The sequence below is a fragment of the Variovorax sp. GW821-FHT09B05 genome, from assembly GCF_059418265.1.
Genome location: NZ_JBWKPN010000011.1, coordinates 284,622 through 306,515, shown reverse-complemented (window position 1 = coordinate 306,515; position 21,894 = coordinate 284,622). Strand labels below are relative to the sequence as shown.

Genomic DNA, 21,894 nt, shown 5'->3' with positions numbered 1-21,894 from the left:
GTCTCAGACTCCTTGCGCGGCCGGCTTGGCGGTGGCGGCGTGCGGCATCACGCTCCAGACGCTGGTGGCGCTGCCGGGCAGCGCATCCTCGGCCCGGGTCTCGAGCCACAGGCGCTGGATCAGGTTCTGCGCCACCTGCATCCGGTAGTCGGCCGAGGCGCGCATGTCGGACAGCGGCTTGAAGTCCTGCGCCAGCGCGAGCTTGGCCGCGTTCACGCTGGACTGGGTCCAGGGCTTGCCGACCAGCGCGGCCTCGGCCTGCGCCGCGCGCTTCACGGTGGCGGCCATGCCGCCGAAGGCCAGGCGCACGGCCTTGACCTTGTTGCTGCCGGGCTCTAGCTCGAGCGCGAAGCCCGCGCACAGCGCCGAGATGTCGCAGTCGAAGCGCTTGCTGATCTTGTAGGCGCGCACCTGGCGGCGCATCGCGGCCAGCGGCAGCCACAGGCCCTGCACGAATTCGCCGCTCTGCAGCTGGTTCTTCATGTAGTCGACGTAGAAGTCGGGCAGCGGCATGCGGCGCACGTCGGCGCCGCGGCGCAGTTCGATCTCGGCGTCGAGCGACATCAGCACCGGCGGCGAATCGCCGATCGGCGAGCCGTTGGCGACGTTGCCGCCCATGGTGCCCGCATGGCGGATCGGCGGCGAGGCGAAGCGCAGCCAGACGTCGGCCAGGCTGGGCACGCGCTCGACCAGCGCCGCGAAGGCCGATTCGAGCGAGGCGCCGGCGCCGATGTAGAGGTGCTCATCGCGGACCTCGATGGTCTTGAGCTCGGGCACGTCACCCAGGTAGATGATGTCGCCGAGGTCGCGGAACTGCTTGTTGACCCACAGGCCCACGTCGGTCGAGCCCGACAGCAGTTGCGCGCGCGGCTTCTGCTCGCGCAGCGCGGCCAGCTGCTCGAGCGAGCGCGGCGCATGGAAGCGGTCGATGCGCGCGCCCAGCGGGGCCGCGTACTCGAAGCCGGGGGCGTCGGAGGGCGGGTTCAGCGCGGTGAGCGCGGCCACCACCGCGCGGCTGTCCAGCCGCACCGGCGGCAGGTCGAACATGCGCTGGCCCGCGTCGAGGATCGGGCGGTAGCCGGTGCAGCGGCACAGGTTGCCCGAGAGGTCGTCGGCCAGCTGCTGGCGCGAGGGCTGCGTGCCGCGCGCCTGGTGGTGTTCGTAGGCCGACCACAGCGACATCACGAAGCCCGGCGTGCAGAAGCCGCATTGCGAGCCGTGGCAGTCGACCAGCGCCTGCTGCACCGGATGCAGGCAGTGCACGGGGTGCGGGCGCTTGTCGCCCTCCTGCAGCGCGGGGGCCGGGGCCGCCTGCGCAGCCTGGGACGACAGGCACTGGTCCTTGAGGTCCTCGACCGTGAACAGCGCCTTGCCGTTGAGCGTGGGCAGGAACTGGATGCAGGCATTGACCGTCTGCAGCCGCAGGCCACCGACCGCGTCGGGCGCGCCGGCCTCGGCCAGCTCGCCGATCACCACGGTGCACGCACCGCAGTCGCCCTCGTTGCAACCCTCCTTGGTGCCGGTGCAGCGCGCGTCCTCGCGCAGCCAGTCGAGCACCGAACGGGTCGGGTGGACGCCGCTGACGTCGACGACCTGTCCGCGATGGAAGAATCGGATGGGCTGGCTGGGGCTGTGGCTGCTGCTCTCGGTACTCATGCTGTCGTGCTCGTGGGGTGGCGCGTGGTGGCCAGGCCTGGACGTTAGCGGCTTGCGCCGCCGCACGCATACCGTGGTGCCCATATTGCGTATGCAGGGCCCGGTATGCGACGTACGGGGAAACCCTGGATTCGGGGCAATTCTCGTGCCATGGCGGCGCGGGCGCCATGGCCGCGCCGAAAAAACGAGCCTGGCGCCCGCTCAGCCGCCGGTGCCGTGCACCAGCCGTTCGAACACGTCCTCCGACCCCATCTGCCCGCCCTTGAGCATGATCTCGACCCCGTCGAGCCCGGGCGCCTCGCTGTGCAGCCGGCACAGCGCGGTGCCGGGCGCGAGCTGCGCGAGGTAGGACAGCCCCCAGGCGTCGAGCGCGCCCACGGCGAGGCTGGAGGTGTCGCCGCCGGCCACGCCCACGCGCGACAGCGGCACGGCCGCGAGCACGCGCGCCAGCAGTTCGCCGCCGGCCTCGGCCAGCGCGCGCGCGGGCACGCGGGTATGGCCGGCGCGCGCGGCCTCGGTGGCGGTGCAGGCCAGCACGTGGGCGCCGGTGGAGAGCCGGTCGGCCAGCTCGCGCGCGGACTGCGCCAGGTGATCGGAATGGGGGTCGACCAGCCGCGCCGCGTCGAGCCAGACGGTCTCGAAGGACCGCGCGGCCGCCACCTGCCGCGCCGTGACCGGCGAGAGGCTGCCGGCCAGCACGAACACCGGGCCGCGCGCGGGCGCCACGGCGGCCGGCGCCGCGGGGGCCTGTGCCAGCCGCGGTGCGAAGGCCTGCACCACGCTGCTCGGGCCGACGGCCAAGAGCGGCGCCTCGGCGGTGGCGAGCGGCCACAGCGCCGCGCCGATGGCCTCGAGGTCCTCGGGCCGCGCGACGTCGAACAGCACGGCCTCGGGCCCATCGTCCAGCACGGCGGCCAGCGCCTCGCTCGTGGCCGCATGGCGCGGGTATGGCAGCAGCGCGGTCTCGCCCAGGCCCTGCGCCTGCAGATGCAGCCGCAGGTCCGATTCGCGCATCGGCGTGACCGGATGGCGGCTCATGGTCGGGTGGCGGTCGATGCGGTGCACCGTGCCGCCGCTGCCGGCCGCGGCGAACAGGTGGCCGAACAGGCAGTAGCGCTCGAGGTTCGGCTGGCCGCCGACGATCGCGGTCCAGGGCTGGCCGGCGGCGGGCCGCAGCGCCTCGATGGCGACGGCGATGTTGCCGACGCCGGGCGCGCTGTCGAAGGTGGAACAGGTCTTGTAGTGCAGCACGCGCGCGCCGAGCCCGGCCATCAGCCGCGCGACCGGCGCGAGCTCGGCGCGCATCGCGTCCGGCGCCATCGAACGCGCCGCGCCCGCGATGCCCAGGCAGTCGAGCGTGCCGGCGCGCGCGAGCAGCGATTCGTCGGGCACGCGCAGGAACAGCAGGGTGCGCAGCCCGGCACGCGCCGCGGTGCCGAGCGTGTCCGTGGCGCCGGTGAAGTCGTCGCCGTAATAGGCGAGCGGCACCGGCGTGCTCATTTGGCGCCGAAGAAGGCCAGCGCCTGCGCCAGTTCCGGCGCCTCGCGCGCGGCGTCGGTCACCGGCACGCCCGCGCGCGCCGCGGCCCAGGCCTGGCGGATGCTCGCCACGCCCGCGGCCGCGCCGCCCGGATGGGCCAGGATGCCGCCGCCCGACATGAACAGCAGGTCGTCGCTGCCGACCGCGGCCCAGGTCGGCGCCACGGTGCCGGCCCACTGGCCCGAGGAGAAGGCGGGCATCACGCGGTCATCGAAAGCACCCTTGCCCTCGCCCGCCACCAGCGGCGCCAGGCAGTCGCGCGCCGACTCGATCACTTCCTCGTCGGGCTGCGAGAACTTGCCCTGCAGCCCGTGCACGTGCATGTGGTCGACGCCGGCCAGCCGCCACAGCGCCTGGTAGGCCTGGAACGAGATGCCCAGCAGCGGATGGCGCGACAGCGCGCCGTAGCCGTTGCGGTGGCCGTGCAGCGCCAGCGGCGTGTGGCGCCGCAAGGTCTGGATGCCCGAATGGCCGCACCAGTTGAGGCTGGCCATCACGCAGCTGCCGCCCTCGCGCTCGACCAGGTCGGCATGGCGCTTCATGGCGTCGGTCTCGTCGCTGATGTTGAAGGCCACCATCACCTGTTTGCCGGTGCGCTGCGCATGGTCGCGCACCACCGCCATCACGGCCGGCACGCGCTCGGCCAGCGGCGCATGCAGCGGATCGGCCGAGACCTCGTCGTCCTTGATGAAGTCCACGCCCGCGGCGCACAGCCGCGCCACCAGCTCGGCGGTCTGCGCGGCCGAGAAGCCGACGTTGGGCTTGATGATGGTGCCCACCAGCGCGCCCGTTTCCACGCCTGTGGCGCGGCGGGTGCCGGCCACGCCGTGGCTCGGCCGCTCGAACTGCGCACGGTAGGCCGCCGGCAGCTGCAGCGATTCGAGCCGCAGTCCCGTGACCTCGCCGAGGTCGTAGAGGTTGCCCGCGACCGTGGCCGCCAGCGTCGGCAGGTTGGCGCCGATATTGGCGACGGGAAACGAGATGTCGACCAGCGCGCGCCGCCATGGCCCGCGCCGGCCCTGGCGCTCGAGCAGCGCATTGGGCAGGCTGGGCGCCGCGGCCGGCTCGAGCTCGGCGATGGCCTCGACGGTGGCGCGCGCCCGCGCGCGCAGGTCGTCGGTCTCGCCCTCGACGCGCGTGAAGGTGCCGCACGACTGCTCGCCCGCCATCACCTCGGCCACCGCGGCCGGCTCGAGCGGCGTCTCGATGCGGTAGCGCGCGCGGATGCGCTGTTCTGCCTGCGCCATCGTCAGAGCTTCGACAGGTCGGGGAAGGGCCGCACCGGCTCGCTGCCGTCCCAGCCCTCGGAGGCCGCGCGGATCAGGTCGAACATCTTGCCCTTCGGGCCGGCCACTTCCGACAGCTCGATCACGGTGCCGGGGTGGTATTCGGTGTCGAAGTAGATGAAGCGGCCGCGCTCGCCCACCTCGCCGCTCATCACCGGCTTGAAGCCCTGCGCCGTGAGGCGCGCGAGGTCGGCGTCGTAGTCGGCGGTCCAGTAGGCCACGTGCTGCAGGCCGGTGCGGCCCGCGCGCAGGAAGTCGCGGTACATCGAGGGCACGTCGTTGCGGGTCTGGATCAGCTCGACCTGCACATAGCCCGAGTTGGCCAGCGCCACCGAGTTGTGCGGCTCGTGCGCCTCGCCGTGGTAGCGGTAGTTGCGGATCGGCACCTTGGGGTTGTAGAACCAGGGCCCGACGCCGAGCTCGCGGCTCCAGTAGTCCATGGCGGCCTCGATGTCGGGCACCACGTAGCCCAGTTGGCGGATCTCGCCGAGGAATCGACTCATTTTCTTGCGCGCTCCGTTGTGCGTGTTGTTGTCAGACTTTGAGAAAACCGGTGGAGAACCACGGGATCGCGGCGACCAGCACCAGCCCCGCGAGCAGCGCGGCCATGTAGCCCCAGATGTGGCGGATGCCCTCGTCGGGATCGACCTTGCTGACGGCGCAGGCGCCGTAGTAGCCGACGCCGAAGGGCGGCGCGAACAGGCCGATGCCCATCGCGAAGATCACGACCATGGCGTAGTGCACCTCGTGCACGCCGGCCGCCTTGGCGATCGGGAACAGCAGCGGCCCGAACAGCACGATGGCCGGGATGCCCTCGAGCACGCTGCCCAGCACGATGAAGGCCACGATCGAGACTGCGAGGAAGCCGTAGGCACCGCCCGGGATGCCGGCCATGAGCTTCGCGAGGTCCTGCGAGAAGCCCGACTGCGTGAGCCCCCAGGCCATGGCGGTGGCGCAGCCGACGATGAAGATGATGGCGCCCGAGAGCGAGGCGGTCTCGACCAGCATCGGTCGCAGCCGGCGCCAGTCGAACTGGCGATAGATCAAGAGACCGACCAGCGCCGAATAGACGATGCCGATGGTCGAGACCTCGGTGGCCGTGGCCACGCCCTCGACCACCGCGGCGCGGATTACGAAGGGCAGCAGCACCGCGGGCAGCGCGACGAGCAGCAGCTTGCCGATCTCGCGCGCGCCATGGCGCTTCACCCGGCTCAGGTCCTCGCGGCGGTAGCGCCACCAGACCACCACGCAGAGCATGGCGCCGAGCACCACCGCGGGCATCAGGCCGCCGGTGAACAGCGCCGCGATCGAGATGCCGGTGACCGAGCCGATGGTGATCAGCACGATCGAGGGCGGGATGGTCTCGGTCTGCGCGCCCGTGGCCGACAGCAGCGCCACCAGGTCGCCGGGCTTGGCGCCGCGCTTCGTCATCTCGGGGAACAGCACCGGCGCGATGGCCGCCATGTCGGCGATCTTCGAGCCCGAGATGCCCGAGATCAGGTACATGGCGCCGATCAGCACGTACGACAGGCCGCCGCGCACATGGCCCAGCAGGCTGGCGAGGAACTGGATCATGGCGCGCGCCATGCCGGTCATCTCGATCAGCGCGCCGAGGAAGATGAACAGCGGCACCGCCAGCAGGATCAGGTGCGACATGCCCTCGTCGAGCCGCCCCACCATCACCAGCATCGGCGTGCGCGTGGTCAGCGCCAGGTAGCCGAAGGTGGCGAGCGCGAACGAGAAGGCGATCGGCACGCCGGCGAACACGGTGAAGGCCACCACGCCGACGAAGAAGATCAGCAGGTTGAGCTTGCCCAGCGGCGCCAGCACCGGCCCCGCGAGCCAGAAGGCGGCCACCAGCGCCACGGTGCCGAGCGCGGCCACCGCGATCTGCCGCAAGGTGCACACGCGCAGCAGGCGCAGCAGCGCCACCACCCCCATCAGCGCGATGCCCGCGGGGATGGCCGAGGCGCGCCAGGCATTGCTGATCTCGAGCGCGGGCGTGACGACGAAGGACTCCTCGTGCGCGTAGTCGATCGCCGGCCAGGCCACCAGCGCGAGGAAGGCCACCGAGGCCGTGATGGCGAAGGTGTCGAACAGCGCGCGCGTGTCGGGCCGCAGCCGCGCCACGAAGGCGGTCATGCGCATGTGCTCGCCGCGGCGCAGCGCCACCACGGCGCCGAGCATCGACAGCCACAGGAACAGGATCGAGGCCAGCTCGTCGGACCACACCAGCGGCGCATGGAAGGCATAGCGCGCCGTGACGCCCGCGAACAGCACCACGATCTCGGCCAGCACCAGCAGCGCGGCCAGCGATTCCACCGTGCCGCCGAGCCAGCGGTCGAGGCGGCCGGCCAGCGGCGCCAGCGCGTTCGGATGGGCCGCGGCGGCGCCACCGGGGGCGAGCGCGTCGGCGGGAAGCACGTGCGAGGACATGGGTGACGCTCAGGCCAGCTTGCCCACGGCCTCTTCGAGCAGCGCCCAGGCCTCGGGGCCGAAGCGGCCCTTCCATTCGCCGTAGAAGCCCGAGTCGCGCAGCTTGGCGCGGAAGCTGTCGGCCGCCGGGCGGTTGATGGTCAGGCCCTTGGCCTGCAGGTCGCCGACCACCGACTCGTTGAGCTTGCGGATGTCCTCGCGCTGCTGCAGGCCGGCCTCGTTGATGGCGCGCGCGACGACGGTCCTGAGGTCGGCCGGCAGCGCGTCCCAGGCGCGGCCGTTGGCGATGAACCAGTAGCCGTCCCAGATGTGGTTGGTGAGCGAGCAGAACTTCTGCACCTCGAACAGCTTGGCGACCTGGATGATCGGCAGCGGGTTCTCCTGCGCATCGACGATCTTCGTCTGCAGCGCCGAATAGACCTCGCTGAACTGCAGGCTCGCGGGCGCGGCGCCCAGGCCCTTGAACATCGAGATCGACAGCGGGCTCACGGGCACGCGGATCTTCAGGCCGTCCATGTCCTTGGCGGTGGCGACCGCGGCCTTGCTGCTGGTGGTCTGGCGGAAGCCGTTGTCCCACATCTTCTCGAAGGCATAGAGGCGCGACTTGGCGATCGCGCCGCGCACATGGGCGCCGAGCTTGCCGTCCATCGCGGCCCAGACCTGCTTGTAGTCGGCGAAGGCGAAGCCCACCGCATTGATCGCGGCCACCGGCACCAAGGTGGCGATCACCAGCGCCGAGGGGGTGAAGAACTCGATGCCGCCCGAGCGCACCTGGGCCAGCATGTCGGTGTCGCCGCCAAGCTGGTTGTTCGGGAAGATCTTGATCTCGACCCGGCCGTTGGTCTCCTTGGCGATGCGGTCGGCCGCTTCCTGCGCGCGGATGTTCAGCGGATGGCTCAAAGGCAGGTTGTTGCCGTACTTGTACGAGAACTCCGCCGCGCGGGCCGTGCGCGGCAGGGCCGAGAACACGCCGGCGGCCGGAACGGCCGCGATGGCGGGAAGGGCGGACAGGGTGCGAATCGCGCTGCGGCGGGTGACCGGTGCCATGCTGTGTCTCCGTTGTGTGGATGATGCGAATTGATGCATCATTGATTGAATTTCCTCGAAGATATAGGCCTCACCCTGTACCGTCAAACCACGGTTTGATGGTTTTTGATGTATGCGGGTTAACCCTTCAAACCAATCCTCCGCGCCGGCCGACGGCACCGCGGCACGCGCCACCGTGGCCGACATCGCGCGCACCGCGCAGGTCTCGACCGCCACCGTCGACCGCGTGCTCAACAAGCGCCCCGGCGTGCGCGACGCCACCGTGCAGCGCGTGCTCAAGGCCGCCGCCGAGCTCGGCTACCTGCCCGAGCGCGACCTCTACGCGGCGCTGGCGCCGCGGCCGCTGCGCCTGGTGTTCCTGCTGCCCAGCGGCACCAACCGCTTCATCCGCATGCTCGGCGACATGGTCGGCTACGCGCAGGAGCACTGGGCGCCGTTCAACGTGGTGTGCCGCACCGAGCTCACCGAGAGCTTCAACCCCGAGGCGCTGGCCGCCGCGCTGCTGCGCCTGGGCGGGCGCTGCGACGGCATCGCGATGATGGCGCTCGAGCATCCGGCCGTGCGCGAGGCCGTGGCCGCGCTGGCCGCGCGCGGCGTGCCGGTGGTGACGCTGATCTCGGACCTCGCGAACTCGCAGCGCGCGGCCTACATCGGGCTGGACAACCGCGCCGCCGGCCGCACCGCGGGCTACCTCATCGGCCGCTTCATCGGCCCACGCGCCGCCAAGGTCGCGCTGATCGCGGGCAGCCTGCGCTACAGCGCGCACCAGGAGCGCGAGGCCGGCTTCCTGCAGGTGATCGACGAGATGTTCGAGCCGCTGCAGGTGGTGGGCCTGCGCGAGGGCCAGGACGATGCCGACAAGAACTACCGCCAGACCCGCGCCCTGCTCGAGCAGCATCCCGAGCTCGCGGGCATCTACAACATCGGCGGCGCCTCCGATGGCGTGGCGCGCGCGCTCAAGGAAGCGCAGCGCGACCAGAAGGTGGCCTTCATCGGCCACGGCCTCACGCCCGACACGCGCGCGCTGCTGATCGACGGCAGCATGGACGCGGTGATCACGCAGAGCCCGCATGCGACCCTGATGAGCTGCGTGCGCATCTTCACCAACCTGCGCGAGGGGCGCGACGTGCTCAGCGGGGTGGAGACGACGCGCAGCGTGGTGATCTTTCGCGAGAACCTGCCTTGAGGCGCCGTGCATCCATTGCAACGCCGCGCCCCTCGCGAGCAACCGGGTAGATTCGGCGCCACGCCCCTTGCTCGCCTCTACGCAAAGTCAGTCACGCCATGGAATCCAGCTTCTACAGCTATTGGTCGGCAAACTATTCCGACGTGCTCGAGCTCATGGCGTCCATCCCGTGGAGTCCAGTCACCCTCAGCGACGACCGCATCCAAGGCAAGATATCCCTGCTGGTCCGGGACGGGACCAACTATCGCAAGTACCTTCGGCTCTTCCCCGAAGTCATGTGCGAACCGTTGGAGCTTTTCTACATCCTTCGCCGCGCAACCGGTTTGTTGAACCTTCCGATCGCACAGGATCTGTTGTCCACCCACGGATGGCGTGGCGCGAACTATGGCGCGCTGCTGACCCTTCTTGCGCCCAGGCCCGAGTACCTGCCGCTGCTCATCGAGGCGGAATCTCAGTGGAAATATGCGCGTCCGGGCATTCATCTAGCCATGGCCGCATGCGGGGGCTGCAGCCTCGTTGCCCCGGAGCTGTTGAAGTCTCATGCCCACGCGATCAGCATTCGAGAGATGCTCGACGAACTTCCATCGGTGAGCCTTCCGGCACGTCCGCCCTGGACGGATGCCCTGGACCGGCAAGCCAGGAAGGAGACCGCCGTCATTCGCGCCGTATATCGGGCGCGGGGACTCGAGGCGGCACGGGCCCTGATGAAGAAAGGGGCCACGGGATACCTGGGCCTGCGGTACGCCGAATGGATCCGGCTCGGCTGTCCTGAACCACCGGACATCGAGGATGCGCCGCAGGAACAGGCACCCCTCGCCGAAGAAAGGGCCATCGAACAGACACCGCCATCGCCACCCGCCGACTCGGTCGCGAAGAAAAGCTGGTGGAAACTCTGGTGACACGACCGATGCCGCAAACCCCGCCCCCACGCCCCTGCTACGCGATCAAGACCGAGGTCGCCGACCCGCGCGCCACGCGCTTCGAATTCGCGGCCCAGAAGACCATGTACGGCGGCAAGCAGATCGCGCCCGGCGACACGGTGTTCGTGTTCGCGAGCGAGAACGCGGGCGGCGCCGGCCTGGTCGCGATGGGCATCGTGACCGCGGCCGAGGCACTGCCGCTGGTGCCCGACCTCGAGCGCCAGACACCGCGCGTGGGCATCGCGGTGCGGCGCACCGCGCTCGCGAAGGCCCCGCTCGGGCGGCGCGAGCTCAAGCCCCATGCCGACTGGAACGACGGCCGGCCCGAGACCGAACTCAACTTCAAGTTCTACCGCCAGGCCACCGACAAGATCGTCGGCATCTCCGACGCCGCGGCGGACTACCTGCGCGCGTTCTTTCGCTGAGCCGGCTCAGCGCTCGGCGCGGCCCGCGCGCTCGGCGAACAGTTCCGCGATCACCTGCCGCAGCCAGCGGTTCGCGGGGTCGGCCTCGAAGCGCTTGCTCCAGTGCAGCGACACCGTGAAGTCGCGCAGTGGAAACGCCGGCTCGACAATCGCGTAGCCGCCCTCCTGCGCGAAGCCGCGCGCGATGTTGCGCGGCATCACCACCGCGAGGTCGGTGGCGCGCACGATCGCCGGCAGCACCATGAAGTGCTCGGTGGTCAGGCGCACGCGGTCCTCGAGGTTCAGCAGCTGCAGGATGCGCAGCGTCTCGGCATGGGTGCGCACCGCCACGTACTCGAGCGTCTGCAGCGCCTCGATCAGCGCCTGGCTGGTGCGCCGGCCGCGCGCGAAGGGATGGCCCTTGCGCAGCAGCACGATGTAGCGGTCCTTCAGCAGGTGCAGGCGTTGCGTGTCGCGCACCTTGGGCAGGAAGCCGAAGGCGAAGTCGACGCGGCCGCTGTCGAGCGCGGGCGCGATCTCGGTAGGCGCGAGCGGCAGCGTCTCCATGCGCACACCGGGCGCGAGCTCGCCGAGCCGCGCCATCAGCGCGGGCAGGAAGCGGCCCTCGCCGATGTCGCTCATGTGAATACGAAAGACCTTGCGCGAGGCCTGCGGCTCGAAGCGCGCGGGCTCGTGCAGCGCCTCCTCGAGCAGCGCGAGCGCGGCCTGCACGGCAGCCGCGAGGCGCTCGGCGCGCGGCGTGGGCGCCACGCCGCCGGGGGCGCGCGTGAACAGCGCGTCCTTCAGCAGCAGCCGCAGCCGGCCCAGGCCGTGGCTGGCCGCGGGCTGGGTCAGGCCCAGCGACTCGGCGGCACGGCTCACGCTGCGCGCGCGGTAGACGGCATCGAAGAGACGCAGCAGGTTGAGGTCTATGGTTTCAATATGCATGCCGTTCATATCGCTTAGCTCGCTTATTTTATTGAAGCCGGGCCGCAAGCTCCGCACACTGGCGCCCGGCGTGAATTCGCCGCCCCCGACGAAAGCGCCACCACAACGAGAAGGAGACACGACATGGCCAGACTGCGTCCGCATTCGATGTCAGCGGTGCTCGCGACCCTTGCAACCTCCCTGCTCCTCGCGGCCGGCGCCGCCTGGGCCCAGCAGCCGCCCACCGAGGAACCCGGCTGGGCCAAGGGCCGGCCCAAGAACGACGCGGCCACGCGGCTGGCGCCCGTGCCTTCGTTTCCCATCCCGACCGCGGCCGACCAGTTGCCCACCGCCAAGTTCAAGCTGCCGCCAGGCTTCAAGGTCGAGACCTGGGCCTCGGGCGTGCTCGATGCGCGCTCGCTGCGCCAGGGCGCCAAGGGCACGGTGTTCGTGAGCACGCTGTTCGTCGGCAACAAGGTCTATGCGATTGCCGAGAAGGGCGACCGCAAGCCGAAGACCATCGTCGACAAGACCGAGTTCGCCACCGGCATCGAATTCCACAAGGGCGCGCTCTACCTCGCCACGCACAAGCAGATCCAGCGCTACGACGGCATCGAGGACAAGCTCGACAACCCCGGCCAGCCGGTGGTGCTCTACGACAAATTGCCCGGCGGCCAGGACCACAGCTGGCGTTACCTGCGCATCCGCGGCGAGAAGCTCTACTACGCGGTCGGCGCGCCCTGCAACCTCTGCGAGCCCGACGACGCGCATGCGCGCATCTTCCGCATGAACCTCGACGGCAGCGGCATCGAGACCATCGCGCGCGGCGTGCGCAACACGGTGGGCTTCGACTTCGATCCGAAGACCGGCAACCTCTGGTTCACCGACAACGGGCGCGACTGGCTCTCCGAGGACCTGCCCAACGACGAGCTCAACGTGGTGACCAAGGCCGACCAGCACTTCGGCTATCCGTACTGCCACCAGGGCAACATCCTCGATTCGGAATTCGGTTGGGGCAAGAGCTGCGCCGACTATGCCAAGCCCGCCGCGCTGCTGGGCCCGCACGCCGCGGCGCTGGGCATGACCTTCTATCAAGGCAGGATGTTCCCGACCAAGTACCGCGGCGCGATGTTCATCGCACGCCACGGCCCCTGGAACCGCACCACCAAGTACGCCGACATCGCCGTGGCCTGGCCCGACGGCAAGGGCGGCGCGAAGGTCGAGCCCTTCATGACCGGCTTCGTCGAGAACAACACCTACCTGGGCCGGCCGGTGGACTTCCTGGTGCTCAAGGACGGCTCGATGCTGGTGAGCGACGACCACGCGGGTGCGATCTACCGCATCAGCTACGGCGGCAAGTGAGGCGCGCCGGATGACGAGGCACACGGCGATGGCGGCCATGGTGGCGATGCTGTGGGCGCTGGCCCCGCCCGCGTTCGCGCAGGCGACCAAGGGCGCGCAGCCCAAGGCCGCACCGGCGGCGGCAGCGAGCGCCAAGGTCTATGCCGAACGCTACGCCGCGCTGTGCGCCGCCTGCCACGGTGCCGACGGCCGCAGCGAGATGCAGGGCGTGCCCTCGCTCGCGGGCCAGCATTCGTTCTACGCGATCACGCAGCTGTTCCTGTTCCGCGAGGGCCGGCGCGCCAACGAGGCCATGACCGCGGTCGCGAAGACGATGAAGGACGAGGACCTGCGCGGCTTCTCCGACTTCATCGCGACGCTGCCCGCGCTGGCGCCGGCCGCCGCTACCACGCCACCCGATGCGGCACGCATGGCGCGTGGCCAGGCGCTCGCACAGGAGAACCGCTGCGTGATCTGCCATGGCGCCGACTTGAGCGGCGGCCAGCAGGTGCCGCGCATCGCGCACCAGCGCGAGGAATACCTCGCGCTCACGCTCCAGGAGTTCCGCACCGGCAAGCGCCCGGGCTATACGCAGGCGATGGGCGAGGCCGTGGGCCGCATGGCGAGCGAGGACCTCGACACCCTCGCCTACTACGTGGCGCGTTTGCCGACCGCGCCGCCCAAGCCCGGCGGCAAGTAGCGCCGCCTCCCAGCACGACCAACGCCGGCCCGCACCCGGCGCGGGGACGCCTGCGTCCGCGCGTCCCTTCATCCATCCACGCATCAACCCACCGGAGCCGATTCTTTTGGAAGTCTCATTCAGCAAGGAAGTCGAGGCGCTGCGCCTCGGCGAGGGCGACACCTTTCACGGCGAGGGCATCCTCGCGATCACCAAGGGCCTGCTGCAGTCGGGCGTGGCCTACGTCGGCGGCTACCAGGGCGCGCCGGTCTCGCACCTGCTCGACGTGATGGTGCAGGCCAAGGGCTACATGGACGAGCTCGGCGTGCACGTGGAGGCCTGCTCGAACGAGGCCTCGGCCGCGGCCATGCTCGGCGCCTCGATCCACTATCCGCTGCGCGGTGCCGTGACCTGGAAGTCCATCGTCGGCACCAACGTGGCGGCCGACGCGCTGTCGAACCTGTCCTCGCCCGGCGTGACCGGCGGCGTGCTGATCGTGGTCGGCGAGGACTACGGCGAAGGCGCCAGCGTGATCCAGGAGCGCACCCATGCCTATGCGCTCAAGTCGAGCATGTGCCTGCTCGACCCGCGGCCCGACCTGGCCGTGATGGTGCGCATGGTCGAGCAGGGCTTCCAGCTCTCGGAGACCTCGAACATGCCCTGCCTGATGGAGCTGCGCATCCGCACCTGCCACGTGCGCGGCAGCTTCGCGTGCAAGGACAACCGCGCGCCCGCGGTGTCGACGCGCGCGCTCATGACCGACCCCGCGGGCTTCGACTACATGCGGCTCGCGCATCCGCCCGTGACCTTCCGCCACGAGAAGCTCAAGGGCGACGAGCGCATTCCGGCCGCGCGCCGCCACATCGTGGCCCAGGGGCTCAACGAGCTGATGCCCGGCGGGCGCCATGCCGAGCTCGGCATCGTGGTGCAGGGCGGCCTGTACAACGCGCTGATCCGCGGCCTGCAGCAGCAGGGGCTGGCCGATGCCTTCGGCGAGAGCGAGATCCCGATCCTGGTGCTCAACGTCACCTATCCGCTGGTGCCCGAGCAGCTGGCCGACTTCTGCCTCGGCAAACGCGCGGTGCTGGTGGTGGAGGAAGGCCAGCCCGAGTACATCGAGCAGGACATCGCGACCCTGCTGCGCCGCCGCGACATCCAGGCGCCGCTGCACGGCAAGGACCTGCTGCCCTCGGCCGGCGAGTACGGCGTGGAAGTGCTCTCGGGCGGGCTCGCCGCCTTCGTCGCGAAGTACGTCGGCGAGGGCGAGACGGCCGCATCGGCGCTGTCGGCCCAGGCCTGGTTGGCCGGCAACCGCGAGCGCCGCGAGGCGGTGGCGCGCCGGCTCGACGTGCCGCTGCCGAACCGGCCGCCGAGCTTCTGCGTGGGCTGTCCAGAGCGGCCGGTGTTCTCGGCCCTCAAGCTCGCGCAGCAGACCACGGGCCCGGTGCACATCGCGGCCGACATCGGCTGCCATGCCTTCGGCACCTTCGAGCCCTTCTCGATGGGCCACTCGATCCTCGGCTACGGCATGAGCCTCGCGAGCCGCGCGGGCGTGTCGCCGATGATGAACCGGCGCACGCTGTCGATCATGGGCGACGGTGGCTTCTGGCACAACGGCCTGTTGACCGGCGTGCAGAGCGCACTGTTCAACGGCGACGACGCGGTGCTGCTGATCTTCAAGAACGGCTACACCTCGGCCACCGGCACGCAGGACATCATCTCCACCCCCGACGACGAGGTGAAGGAGCGCGCCGTCGACAAGCAGCAGAGCCTGGTCGACAAGAACCAGACCATCGAATCGACCTTGAAGGGCCTGGGCGTGCAATGGATGCGCACCGTGACCACCTACGACGTGGAGCGCATGCGCCGCACCCTGACCGAGGCGCTGACCAGCGACTTCGACGGTCTCAAGGTCGTGATCGCCGAGGGCGAATGCCAGCTCGAGCGGCAGCGCCGCATCAAGCCCTGGATCGCGGGCCTGCTGCAGCGCGGCGAGCGCGTGGTGCGCGTGAAGTACGGCGTGGACGAGGACGTGTGCAACGGCGACCATGCCTGCATCCGGCTCTCGGGCTGCCCCACGCTCACCTTGAAGGACAACTCCGACCCGCTCAAGCTCGATCCGGTGGCGACCGTGATCGACGGCTGCGTGGGCTGCGGCCTGTGCGGCGCCAACGCGCATGCGGCCACGCTGTGCCCGAGCTTCTACCGCGCCGAGGTGGTGCAGAACCCGAAGTGGCACGAGCGGCTGCTGCATGGCCTGCGCGGCGCGGTGGTGCGCGCGCTGCGCCCGGCTTGAGGAGACACGAGCCATGGAACGACATTCCTCCCCGGCGTCCACGCAGCGCCCGATCACCCTGCTCGTCTGCGCCCTCGGCGGCGAAGGCGGCGGCGTGCTCACCGAATGGCTGGTGGAGACCGCGCGCCACGCGGGCTTCGCCGCGCAGAGCACCTCGATCCCCGGCGTGGCGCAGCGCACCGGCGCCACCACCTACTACATCGAGGTGTTCCCGGTGCCGCTGGCCCAGCTCGACGGGCGCCGGCCCGTCTTCAGCCTGAGCCCGGTGCCGGGCGCGCTCGATGCGATCGTGTCGTCGGAGCTGCTCGAGACCACGCGCCAGATCGGCAACGGCATGAGCGCGCCGCCGCGCACGCTGGTCATCAGCTCGTCGGCGCGCGTGCTCACCACCGCCGAGCGCATGGTGCCCGGCGACGGACGCGCCGACGCGCAGCGCCTGATCGACGTGGTCAAGGCCTTCAGCCGCGAACACCACGTGCTCGACATGGGCGCGATGGCGCGCGAGGCCGGCACCGTGGTCAGCGCCGTGATGCTCGGCGCGATCGCGGGCAGCGGGCTGTTCCCGTTCGAGCGCGCGGCCTACGAGCACGCGGTGCGCGGCGGCGTCGCGCACGACAAGGTCGGCAAGGCGGCCGCGGCCAGCCTGCGCGGCTTCGCGGCCGCCTTCGAGGCCGTGAGCGCGCCGCGCGCGCAGGCCGCCTTCGTGCGCGGCGTGCTGGCCGAGGAAGGCCGCGATGCGCCGCCGCCCGCGCGCGCGCTGCCCGCCGAGCTGGCGCAGCGCTTTCCGCCGGCCGTGCACGACCTGCTGGCGCTCGGCCATGCGCGCGTGCTCGACTACCAGGACGCGGCCTATGCCGCGCTCTATGCGCAGCGGCTGGCGCGCGTGCTCGATGCCGAGCGCGCGGCCGACCCGGCCGGCGCGCGCGGCTTCGCCATCGTGCGCGAGACCGCGCGCTGGCTCGCGCTGTGGATGGCCTTCGACGACATCGTGCGCGTGGCCGCGCTCAAGGGCCGCGCCAGCCGCGCGCAGCGCGTGCGCCGCGAAGTGCGCGCGGGCGAGGCCGACATCGTGAAGGTCTACGACCACTTCAAGCCCGGCGCGGCCGAGTTCGCGGCGCTGCTGCCACCCGCGCTCGCGCGCCGCGTGACGGCCTGGGACCGCGCGCGCCAGGCGCGCGGCCGCGAACCCTGGGCGCTGCCGCTGCAGGTGGGCAGCCATGCCGTCTGGGGCATGGCCTCGCTGCGCCTGCTGGCCTCGCTGCGCTGGCTGCGCCGCCGCGGCAGCCGCTTCGCGGAGGAACAGGCGCTGATCGAGCGCTGGCTCGCGGCCATCGAGGCCGGCGCGCGCGAGAACTGGGTGCTGGGCCGCGAGCTCGCGCAATGCGGCCGGCTCATCAAGGGCTACGGCAGCACCAACGAGCGCGGCAAGCACACGCTGCTGCACCTGGTCGGCGAACTCGCGGGCCGCACGGCGATGCCCGCGCCGGCGCGCGCCGAGGCCATCGCCGCCGCGCGCGAGGCCGCGCTGGCCGACGAAGGCGGCAAGGCGCTCGATGCCGCGCTCGCGCAGCACGGCGCGGCGCCACGGCCGGTGCAGGCGCAGCCCATCCGCTGGATGAAGCGGCCGCCGGCCACCACGCCTTCGCGCCCCGCCTGAGCCTCATCGCATCCCCAAGAAGAAACCGGAGACACACCATGACCCTCGACGCTTTCCCCTGGCGACGCCGGCTGCTGCTGGCGGCCGCCCTCGTCTCTCTTGCTTGTGCCTCGGCGCAGGCCAACACCGCCACCGCCTGGCCCTCCAAGCCGGTCAAGGTGATCGTCAACTTCCCGCCCGGCGGCGCGGCCGACCAGATCGCGCGCGCCGTCGCGCAGCCGCTGCAGGAGGCGCTCAAGCAGCCGGTGGTGATCGAGAACCGCGGCGGCGCCAACGGCAACCTCGGCGGCGAGGCCGTGGCGCGCGCGCCGGCCGACGGCTACACGCTGCTGATGAGCTCGGGCGGCATGGTGTCGGTGAACCCACACCTCTATGCGCGCATGAGCTTCGATCCGGCCAAGGACCTGGTGCCGGTGGCGGCCGCGGCGCGGGTGCTGGTGTTCCTGGTCGCCAAGCCCTCGCTGCCGCCAGCCAACGTGCGCGACTTCATCGCCTATGCCAAGGCCAACCCCGGCAAGCTCAGCTACGCCTCGCCGGGCAGCGGCAGCTCGCCGCACCTCGCGGGCGAGATGTTCAAGAGCCAGGCCGGCCTGTTCGCGCTGCACGTGCCCTACCGCGGCGCCGCGCCCGCGCTGCAGGACCTGCTGGCGGGCCAGGTCGACTACGCCTTCGATCCCGGCATCGGCCTGCAGCAGGTGCGCGCGGGCAAGCTGCGCCTGCTGGCCGTGGGCAGCCCGCAGCGCTCGCCGCTGTTCCCCGACGTGCCCACGCTCGACGAGGCCGGCCTGCGCGGCTTCGATGCCGACACCGTGTTCGGCTTCTACGCGCCGGCCGGCACGCCGCCCGAGGTGGTGGCGCAGCTCAATGCGCAGATCAACCGTGCGCTCGCGTTGCCGGCCGTGAAGGAACGCATCGCCTCGCTGGGCGGCGAAGCCGTGCCCGGCACGCCGGCCGAGTTCCAGCAGCGCGCCGCGGCCGATTCGCAGCGCTTCGGCGCGCTGATCCGCGAACGCCGCATCGCGGCGGATTGACCCCAGGAGCGCGCACCCGGACTTCGAGACCTTGCCCGATCCCCTTGCTCACTGAATCCACAACACGCAGAACGAAAGAGAGACAAGCCATGCAGACTTCCTTCCATCGCCGCCCCGGCGCCTTCGCGCTCACGCTGGCACTCGCGGCCTCGGCCACGGTCCCCGCGCTCGCGCAAGACAAGCCGGTGCAGATCAAGCTGTCGAGCTGGGTGCCCGCGCAGCATCCGCTGAACCCGGCCCTGCAGGCCTGGGCCGACGACATCAAGAAGGCCTCGAACGGTTCGATCACCGCGATCCTCTTTCCCTCGGAGCAGCTGGGCAAGGCCTTCGACCACTACGACATGGCGCGCGACGGCATCGCCGACTTCTCGTACGTGAACCCCGGCTACCAGCCGGGCCGCTTCCCGGTGATGGCCGGTGCCTCGCTGCCCTTCCTGTTCGCCAACGGCAAGGAGGGCTCGGCCGCCATCGACGACTGGTACCGCGCCTATGCCGCCAAGGAAATGAAGGACGTGAAGTACTGCTTCGCCTTCGTGCACGACCCCGGCACCTTCCATTCGCGCAAGAAGATCGTGCTGCCCGCCGACGTAAAGGGCATGAAGGTGCGGCCCGCGACCAGCACCGTGGGCCAGCTCATCACCTCGCTGGGCGGCACCAACGTGCAGGCCTCGGCGCCGGAGTCGCGCGACATGCTCGAGCGCGGCGTGGCCGATGCCATCACCTTCCCCTGGGGATCGATCGGCCTGTTCGGCATCGACAAGGTGGTCAAGTACCACATGGACGTGCCGCTGTACGTCACGCCCTTCGTCTGGGTCATGAACAAGGGCAAGTACGACGCGATGTCGGCCGGCCAGAAGAAGGTGATCGACGACCACTGCACCAGCGAATGGGCGCAGAAGGTGGCCGCGCCCTGGGCCGACTTCGAGTTCGCGGGCCGCGCCAGGATCGCGGGCCAGTCGGGCCACGAGGTCTACAAGCTCACGGCCGAGCAGCTCGATGCCTGGCGCAAGGCCGCCGCGCCGTCGGAGGCGCAGTGGTCCGACAGCGTGAAGAAGACGGGCGAGGATCCGAAGGCCGTGATGGACGCGCTGAAGGCGAGCCTGGCGAAGCACAAGTCGGCGCTGTGACCGCCATGAGCACGCGTCCGGCCAGTGCCATGGACCGCGTGATCAACACGATCGAATGGCTGGCCGCCATCTTCGTGGGGATCGTCGCGCTCAACATCTTCGTGGCCGTGGTGCTGCGCAAGTTCTTCGACACCTCGATCCCCGACGCCTACGACTTCGGCCGCATGCTGCTCGGGATCCTGATCTTCTGGGGCATCGCGGCCACCAGCTACCGCGGCGGCCACATCACGGTCGACCTGGTCTGGACCGCGGCCGGAGCGCGCATGCGCCGCGCGATCGACATCTTCGCCACGCTGGTGCTGCTGCTGGTGGTGGCGGTGCAGACCGCGATGCTGTTCGACAAGGTGCGGCTCACCTACACCGACAACGTGCTGACCTACGACATGAACATCCCGACTTGGCCGTTCTATGCCGTGGCCTGGGCCGGCGACGTGTCGGCCGTGATTCTGATCGCGGTGCGCACCTGGCGGCTGATCTTCCATCCCGAGCTGCTGCACGACGAGCACGTCGAAGAGAAGGTGGGCGAATGAGCACCGATGCCGTCGCCCTGCTGGGCTTCGTCGCCCTGTTCGTGCTGATGCTGCTGCGCGTGCCCGTGGGCATGGCGATGGGGCTGGTCGGCGTCACCGGCTACAGCTACCTCGTGGGGCCCGGCCCCGCGCTCAAGCTGGTGGGCCAGACCTCGATGCGCACCGTGACCGACTACACCTTCGGCGTGATCCCGATGTTCATGCTGATGGGCGCGCTGGTCTCGGTGTCGGGCGTGAGCCGCGAGCTGTTCCGCGCCGCCAACTCGATGATCGGCCACCTGCGCGGCGGCCTCGGCGTGGCCACGGTGGTGGCCTGCGGCGGCTTCGCGGCGATCTGCGGCTCCTCGGTGGCCACGGCCGCCACCTTCTCGTCGGTGGCCTACCCCGAGATGCGGCGCTTCGGCTATCCGCAGTCCTTCGCCACCGGCGTGATCGCCGCGGGCGGCACGCTGGGCGCGATGCTGCCGCCGTCGACCGTGCTCGCGGTCTACGCCATCCTCACGCAGCAGGACATCGGCAAGCTGTTCATGGCCGGCATCGTGCCGGGGCTGCTCGCGATGCTGATGTACGTGCTGACCATCGTGGTCATCGTGCGCGTCAAGCCCGGCTGGCTGCCGCGCGGCGAGGCGCGGGCCTGGAGCGAGCGCGCGGCCGAGCTCAAGAACGTGTGGGCGCCGATCGTGCTGTTCCTGTTCGTGATCGGCGGGCTGTACGGCGGCTTCTTCACGCCCACCGAGGCCGGCGGCGTGGGCGCGAGCGGTGCCTTCATCCTCGGCGTGCTGCGCGGCCGGCTCGACCGCGCGAAGATCCGCGAGGCCCTGCTGTCGGCCACGCGCACGGCGGCGGCGGTGTTCACCGTGCTGATCGGCGCGCTCTTGTTCGGCTACTTCCTCACCATCACGCAGAGCCCGCAGAAGCTCACCGAGTTCCTCACCGGCCTGGGCGTGGGCCGCTACGGCGTGCTCGCGCTGATCATGGTGATGTACCTGGTGCTCGGCTGCCTGATGGACGCGATGGCGATGATCATCCTCACGGTGCCGATCATCTACCCGGTGATCGTGCACCTGGGCTTCGACCCGATCTGGTTCGGCATCATCATCGTGATGACGGTGGAGCTCGGCCTGATCCATCCGCCCGTGGGCATGAACGTGTTCGTCATCAAGAGCGTGGTGAAGGACGTGAGCTTCACCACCATCTTCAAGGGCGTGCTGCCCTTCGTGGCGACCGACATCCTGCGGCTGGTGATCCTGATCGCGTTCCCCGCGATCGCGCTGTGGCTGCCCGGGCGCATGGGATGAAGGCAGCAAGCAGAATCGAGCACATGAGCACCAAGGAAATCGTCTACACCGTCCGCGTCGAATTCGGCGACTGCGACCCCGCCGGCATCGTCTGGTTCCCGAACTTCTTCCGCTGGATCGACGCAGCCTCGCGCCACTTCTTCCACCAGTGCGGCGTGCCGCGCTGGGAGGAGACCACGAAGACGCTCGGCGTGATCGGCACGCCGCTGGTCGACACGCACACGCGCTTCGTCAAGACCGCGAGCTACGGCGACACGCTCGAGATCGCGACGCGCATCGCCGAGTGGCGCGAGAAGAGCTTCGTGCAGGCCTACCGCGTGACGCGCGGCGCGGACCTCATCCTCGAATGCGAGGAGGTGCGCATCTTCGGCGGCAAGCGCGAGGACGGCACCCTGCGCGCGCTGCCGGTGCCGCCGTCGATCCGCGCGCTCTGCGAATAGGGCGGCGCCGGGGCCGCGGGGGCGGCGGGCGGCTTTCATCGCTGTGTCATGGCGGTCGCGCAGATTCGTGCGCGCCCCGCCATCGACCCCACAC

General features: G+C 70.5%; 19 protein-coding genes. 12 read left to right on the top strand and 7 right to left on the bottom strand.

Features of this window, described 5'->3' with window-relative positions; translation table 11 throughout:
* Positions 1–3: 3 nt before the first annotated feature.
* From xdhA to AC07RM_RS27400, 6 genes are all read right to left on the bottom strand, one after another.
* Complete coding sequence (xdhA, locus tag AC07RM_RS27425; protein ID WP_495336574.1) at positions 4–1,656, bottom strand: xanthine dehydrogenase small subunit; 1,653 nt, start codon at positions 1,654–1,656, stop codon at positions 4–6.
* A 201-nt stretch (positions 1,657–1,857) separates the two neighbouring features.
* On the bottom strand, positions 1,858–3,156 hold the full coding sequence (locus AC07RM_RS27420) for a four-carbon acid sugar kinase family protein (RefSeq protein ID WP_495336573.1): 1,299 nt from the start codon (positions 3,154–3,156) through the stop codon (positions 1,858–1,860).
* On the bottom strand, positions 3,153–4,442 hold the full coding sequence (locus AC07RM_RS27415; protein ID WP_495336572.1) for a ribulose-bisphosphate carboxylase large subunit family protein: 1,290 nt from the start codon (positions 4,440–4,442) through the stop codon (positions 3,153–3,155). Before AC07RM_RS27415 ends, AC07RM_RS27420 begins: the two co-directional genes overlap by 4 nt.
* Positions 4,443–4,444: 2 nt before the next feature.
* Positions 4,445–4,984 (bottom strand): VOC family protein, encoded by a 540-nt coding sequence (locus AC07RM_RS27410; RefSeq protein ID WP_495320740.1) that lies wholly within the window; start codon positions 4,982–4,984, stop codon positions 4,445–4,447.
* 31 nt (positions 4,985–5,015) lie between these two features.
* Positions 5,016–6,917 carry a TRAP transporter large permease gene (locus tag AC07RM_RS27405; RefSeq protein ID WP_495336571.1) on the bottom strand — a complete coding sequence of 634 codons (1,902 nt, stop codon included), beginning with the start codon at positions 6,915–6,917 and terminating at the stop codon, positions 5,016–5,018.
* Between the two features lie 9 nt (positions 6,918–6,926).
* Complete coding sequence (locus AC07RM_RS27400) at positions 6,927–7,964, bottom strand: TRAP transporter substrate-binding protein (RefSeq protein ID WP_093340453.1); 1,038 nt, start codon at positions 7,962–7,964, stop codon at positions 6,927–6,929.
* Between the two features lie 112 nt (positions 7,965–8,076).
* Between AC07RM_RS27400 and AC07RM_RS27395 the strand changes: the two genes are divergently transcribed.
* From AC07RM_RS27395 to AC07RM_RS27385, 3 genes are all read left to right on the top strand, one after another.
* The gene (locus AC07RM_RS27395) at positions 8,077–9,150 is read left to right on the top strand and encodes a LacI family DNA-binding transcriptional regulator (RefSeq protein WP_093340455.1); all 1,074 of its coding nucleotides are present in this window, start codon (positions 8,077–8,079) and stop codon (positions 9,148–9,150) included.
* A gap of 98 nt (positions 9,151–9,248) precedes the next feature.
* A complete protein-coding gene (locus AC07RM_RS27390; protein ID WP_495336570.1) occupies positions 9,249–10,049 on the top strand; it encodes a hypothetical protein in 801 nt (266 codons plus the stop codon).
* An 8-nt stretch (positions 10,050–10,057) separates the two neighbouring features.
* Positions 10,058–10,495, top strand: a complete 438-nt coding sequence (locus AC07RM_RS27385; protein ID WP_495336569.1) for a hypothetical protein — start codon at positions 10,058–10,060, stop codon at positions 10,493–10,495.
* Positions 10,496–10,501: 6 nt separating this feature from the next.
* Here the strand turns inward: AC07RM_RS27385 and AC07RM_RS27380 are convergent, their stop codons facing one another.
* Positions 10,502–11,431: a LysR family transcriptional regulator gene (locus AC07RM_RS27380; RefSeq protein ID WP_495336568.1), complete on the bottom strand. Its 930-nt coding sequence runs from the start codon at positions 11,429–11,431 to the stop codon at positions 10,502–10,504.
* Positions 11,432–11,545: 114 nt separating this feature from the next.
* On the opposite strand from AC07RM_RS27380, the gene AC07RM_RS27375 reads away from it, so the two are divergent.
* From AC07RM_RS27375 to AC07RM_RS27335, 9 genes are all read left to right on the top strand, one after another.
* Positions 11,546–12,763 (top strand): PQQ-dependent sugar dehydrogenase, encoded by a 1,218-nt coding sequence (locus AC07RM_RS27375; RefSeq protein ID WP_495336567.1) that lies wholly within the window; start codon positions 11,546–11,548, stop codon positions 12,761–12,763.
* A 10-nt stretch (positions 12,764–12,773) separates the two neighbouring features.
* On the top strand, positions 12,774–13,442 hold the full coding sequence (locus AC07RM_RS27370) for a c-type cytochrome (RefSeq protein WP_495336566.1): 669 nt from the start codon (positions 12,774–12,776) through the stop codon (positions 13,440–13,442).
* A gap of 106 nt (positions 13,443–13,548) precedes the next feature.
* Complete coding sequence (locus AC07RM_RS27365; RefSeq protein ID WP_495336565.1) at positions 13,549–15,717, top strand: thiamine pyrophosphate-dependent enzyme; 2,169 nt, start codon at positions 13,549–13,551, stop codon at positions 15,715–15,717.
* Positions 15,718–15,730: 13 nt separating this feature from the next.
* Positions 15,731–17,374: an indolepyruvate oxidoreductase subunit beta family protein gene (locus AC07RM_RS27360; protein WP_495336564.1), complete on the top strand. Its 1,644-nt coding sequence runs from the start codon at positions 15,731–15,733 to the stop codon at positions 17,372–17,374.
* Between the two features lie 38 nt (positions 17,375–17,412).
* Positions 17,413–18,405 (top strand): Bug family tripartite tricarboxylate transporter substrate binding protein, encoded by a 993-nt coding sequence (locus AC07RM_RS27355; RefSeq protein ID WP_495336563.1) that lies wholly within the window; start codon positions 17,413–17,415, stop codon positions 18,403–18,405.
* An 89-nt stretch (positions 18,406–18,494) separates the two neighbouring features.
* Positions 18,495–19,532, top strand: a complete 1,038-nt coding sequence (locus AC07RM_RS27350; RefSeq protein WP_495336562.1) for a TRAP transporter substrate-binding protein — start codon at positions 18,495–18,497, stop codon at positions 19,530–19,532.
* Positions 19,533–19,537: 5 nt separating this feature from the next.
* Positions 19,538–20,062, top strand: coding sequence for a TRAP transporter small permease (locus AC07RM_RS27345; protein WP_495336561.1), 525 nt, complete (start codon positions 19,538–19,540; stop codon positions 20,060–20,062).
* Positions 20,059–21,360 (top strand): TRAP transporter large permease, encoded by a 1,302-nt coding sequence (locus tag AC07RM_RS27340; protein WP_057592022.1) that lies wholly within the window; start codon positions 20,059–20,061, stop codon positions 21,358–21,360. The genes AC07RM_RS27345 and AC07RM_RS27340 overlap by 4 nt, the downstream gene beginning before the upstream one ends.
* A 23-nt stretch (positions 21,361–21,383) precedes the next feature.
* Positions 21,384–21,800, top strand: a complete 417-nt coding sequence (locus AC07RM_RS27335; RefSeq protein ID WP_495336560.1) for an acyl-CoA thioesterase — start codon at positions 21,384–21,386, stop codon at positions 21,798–21,800.
* Positions 21,801–21,894: the final 94 nt, after the last annotated feature.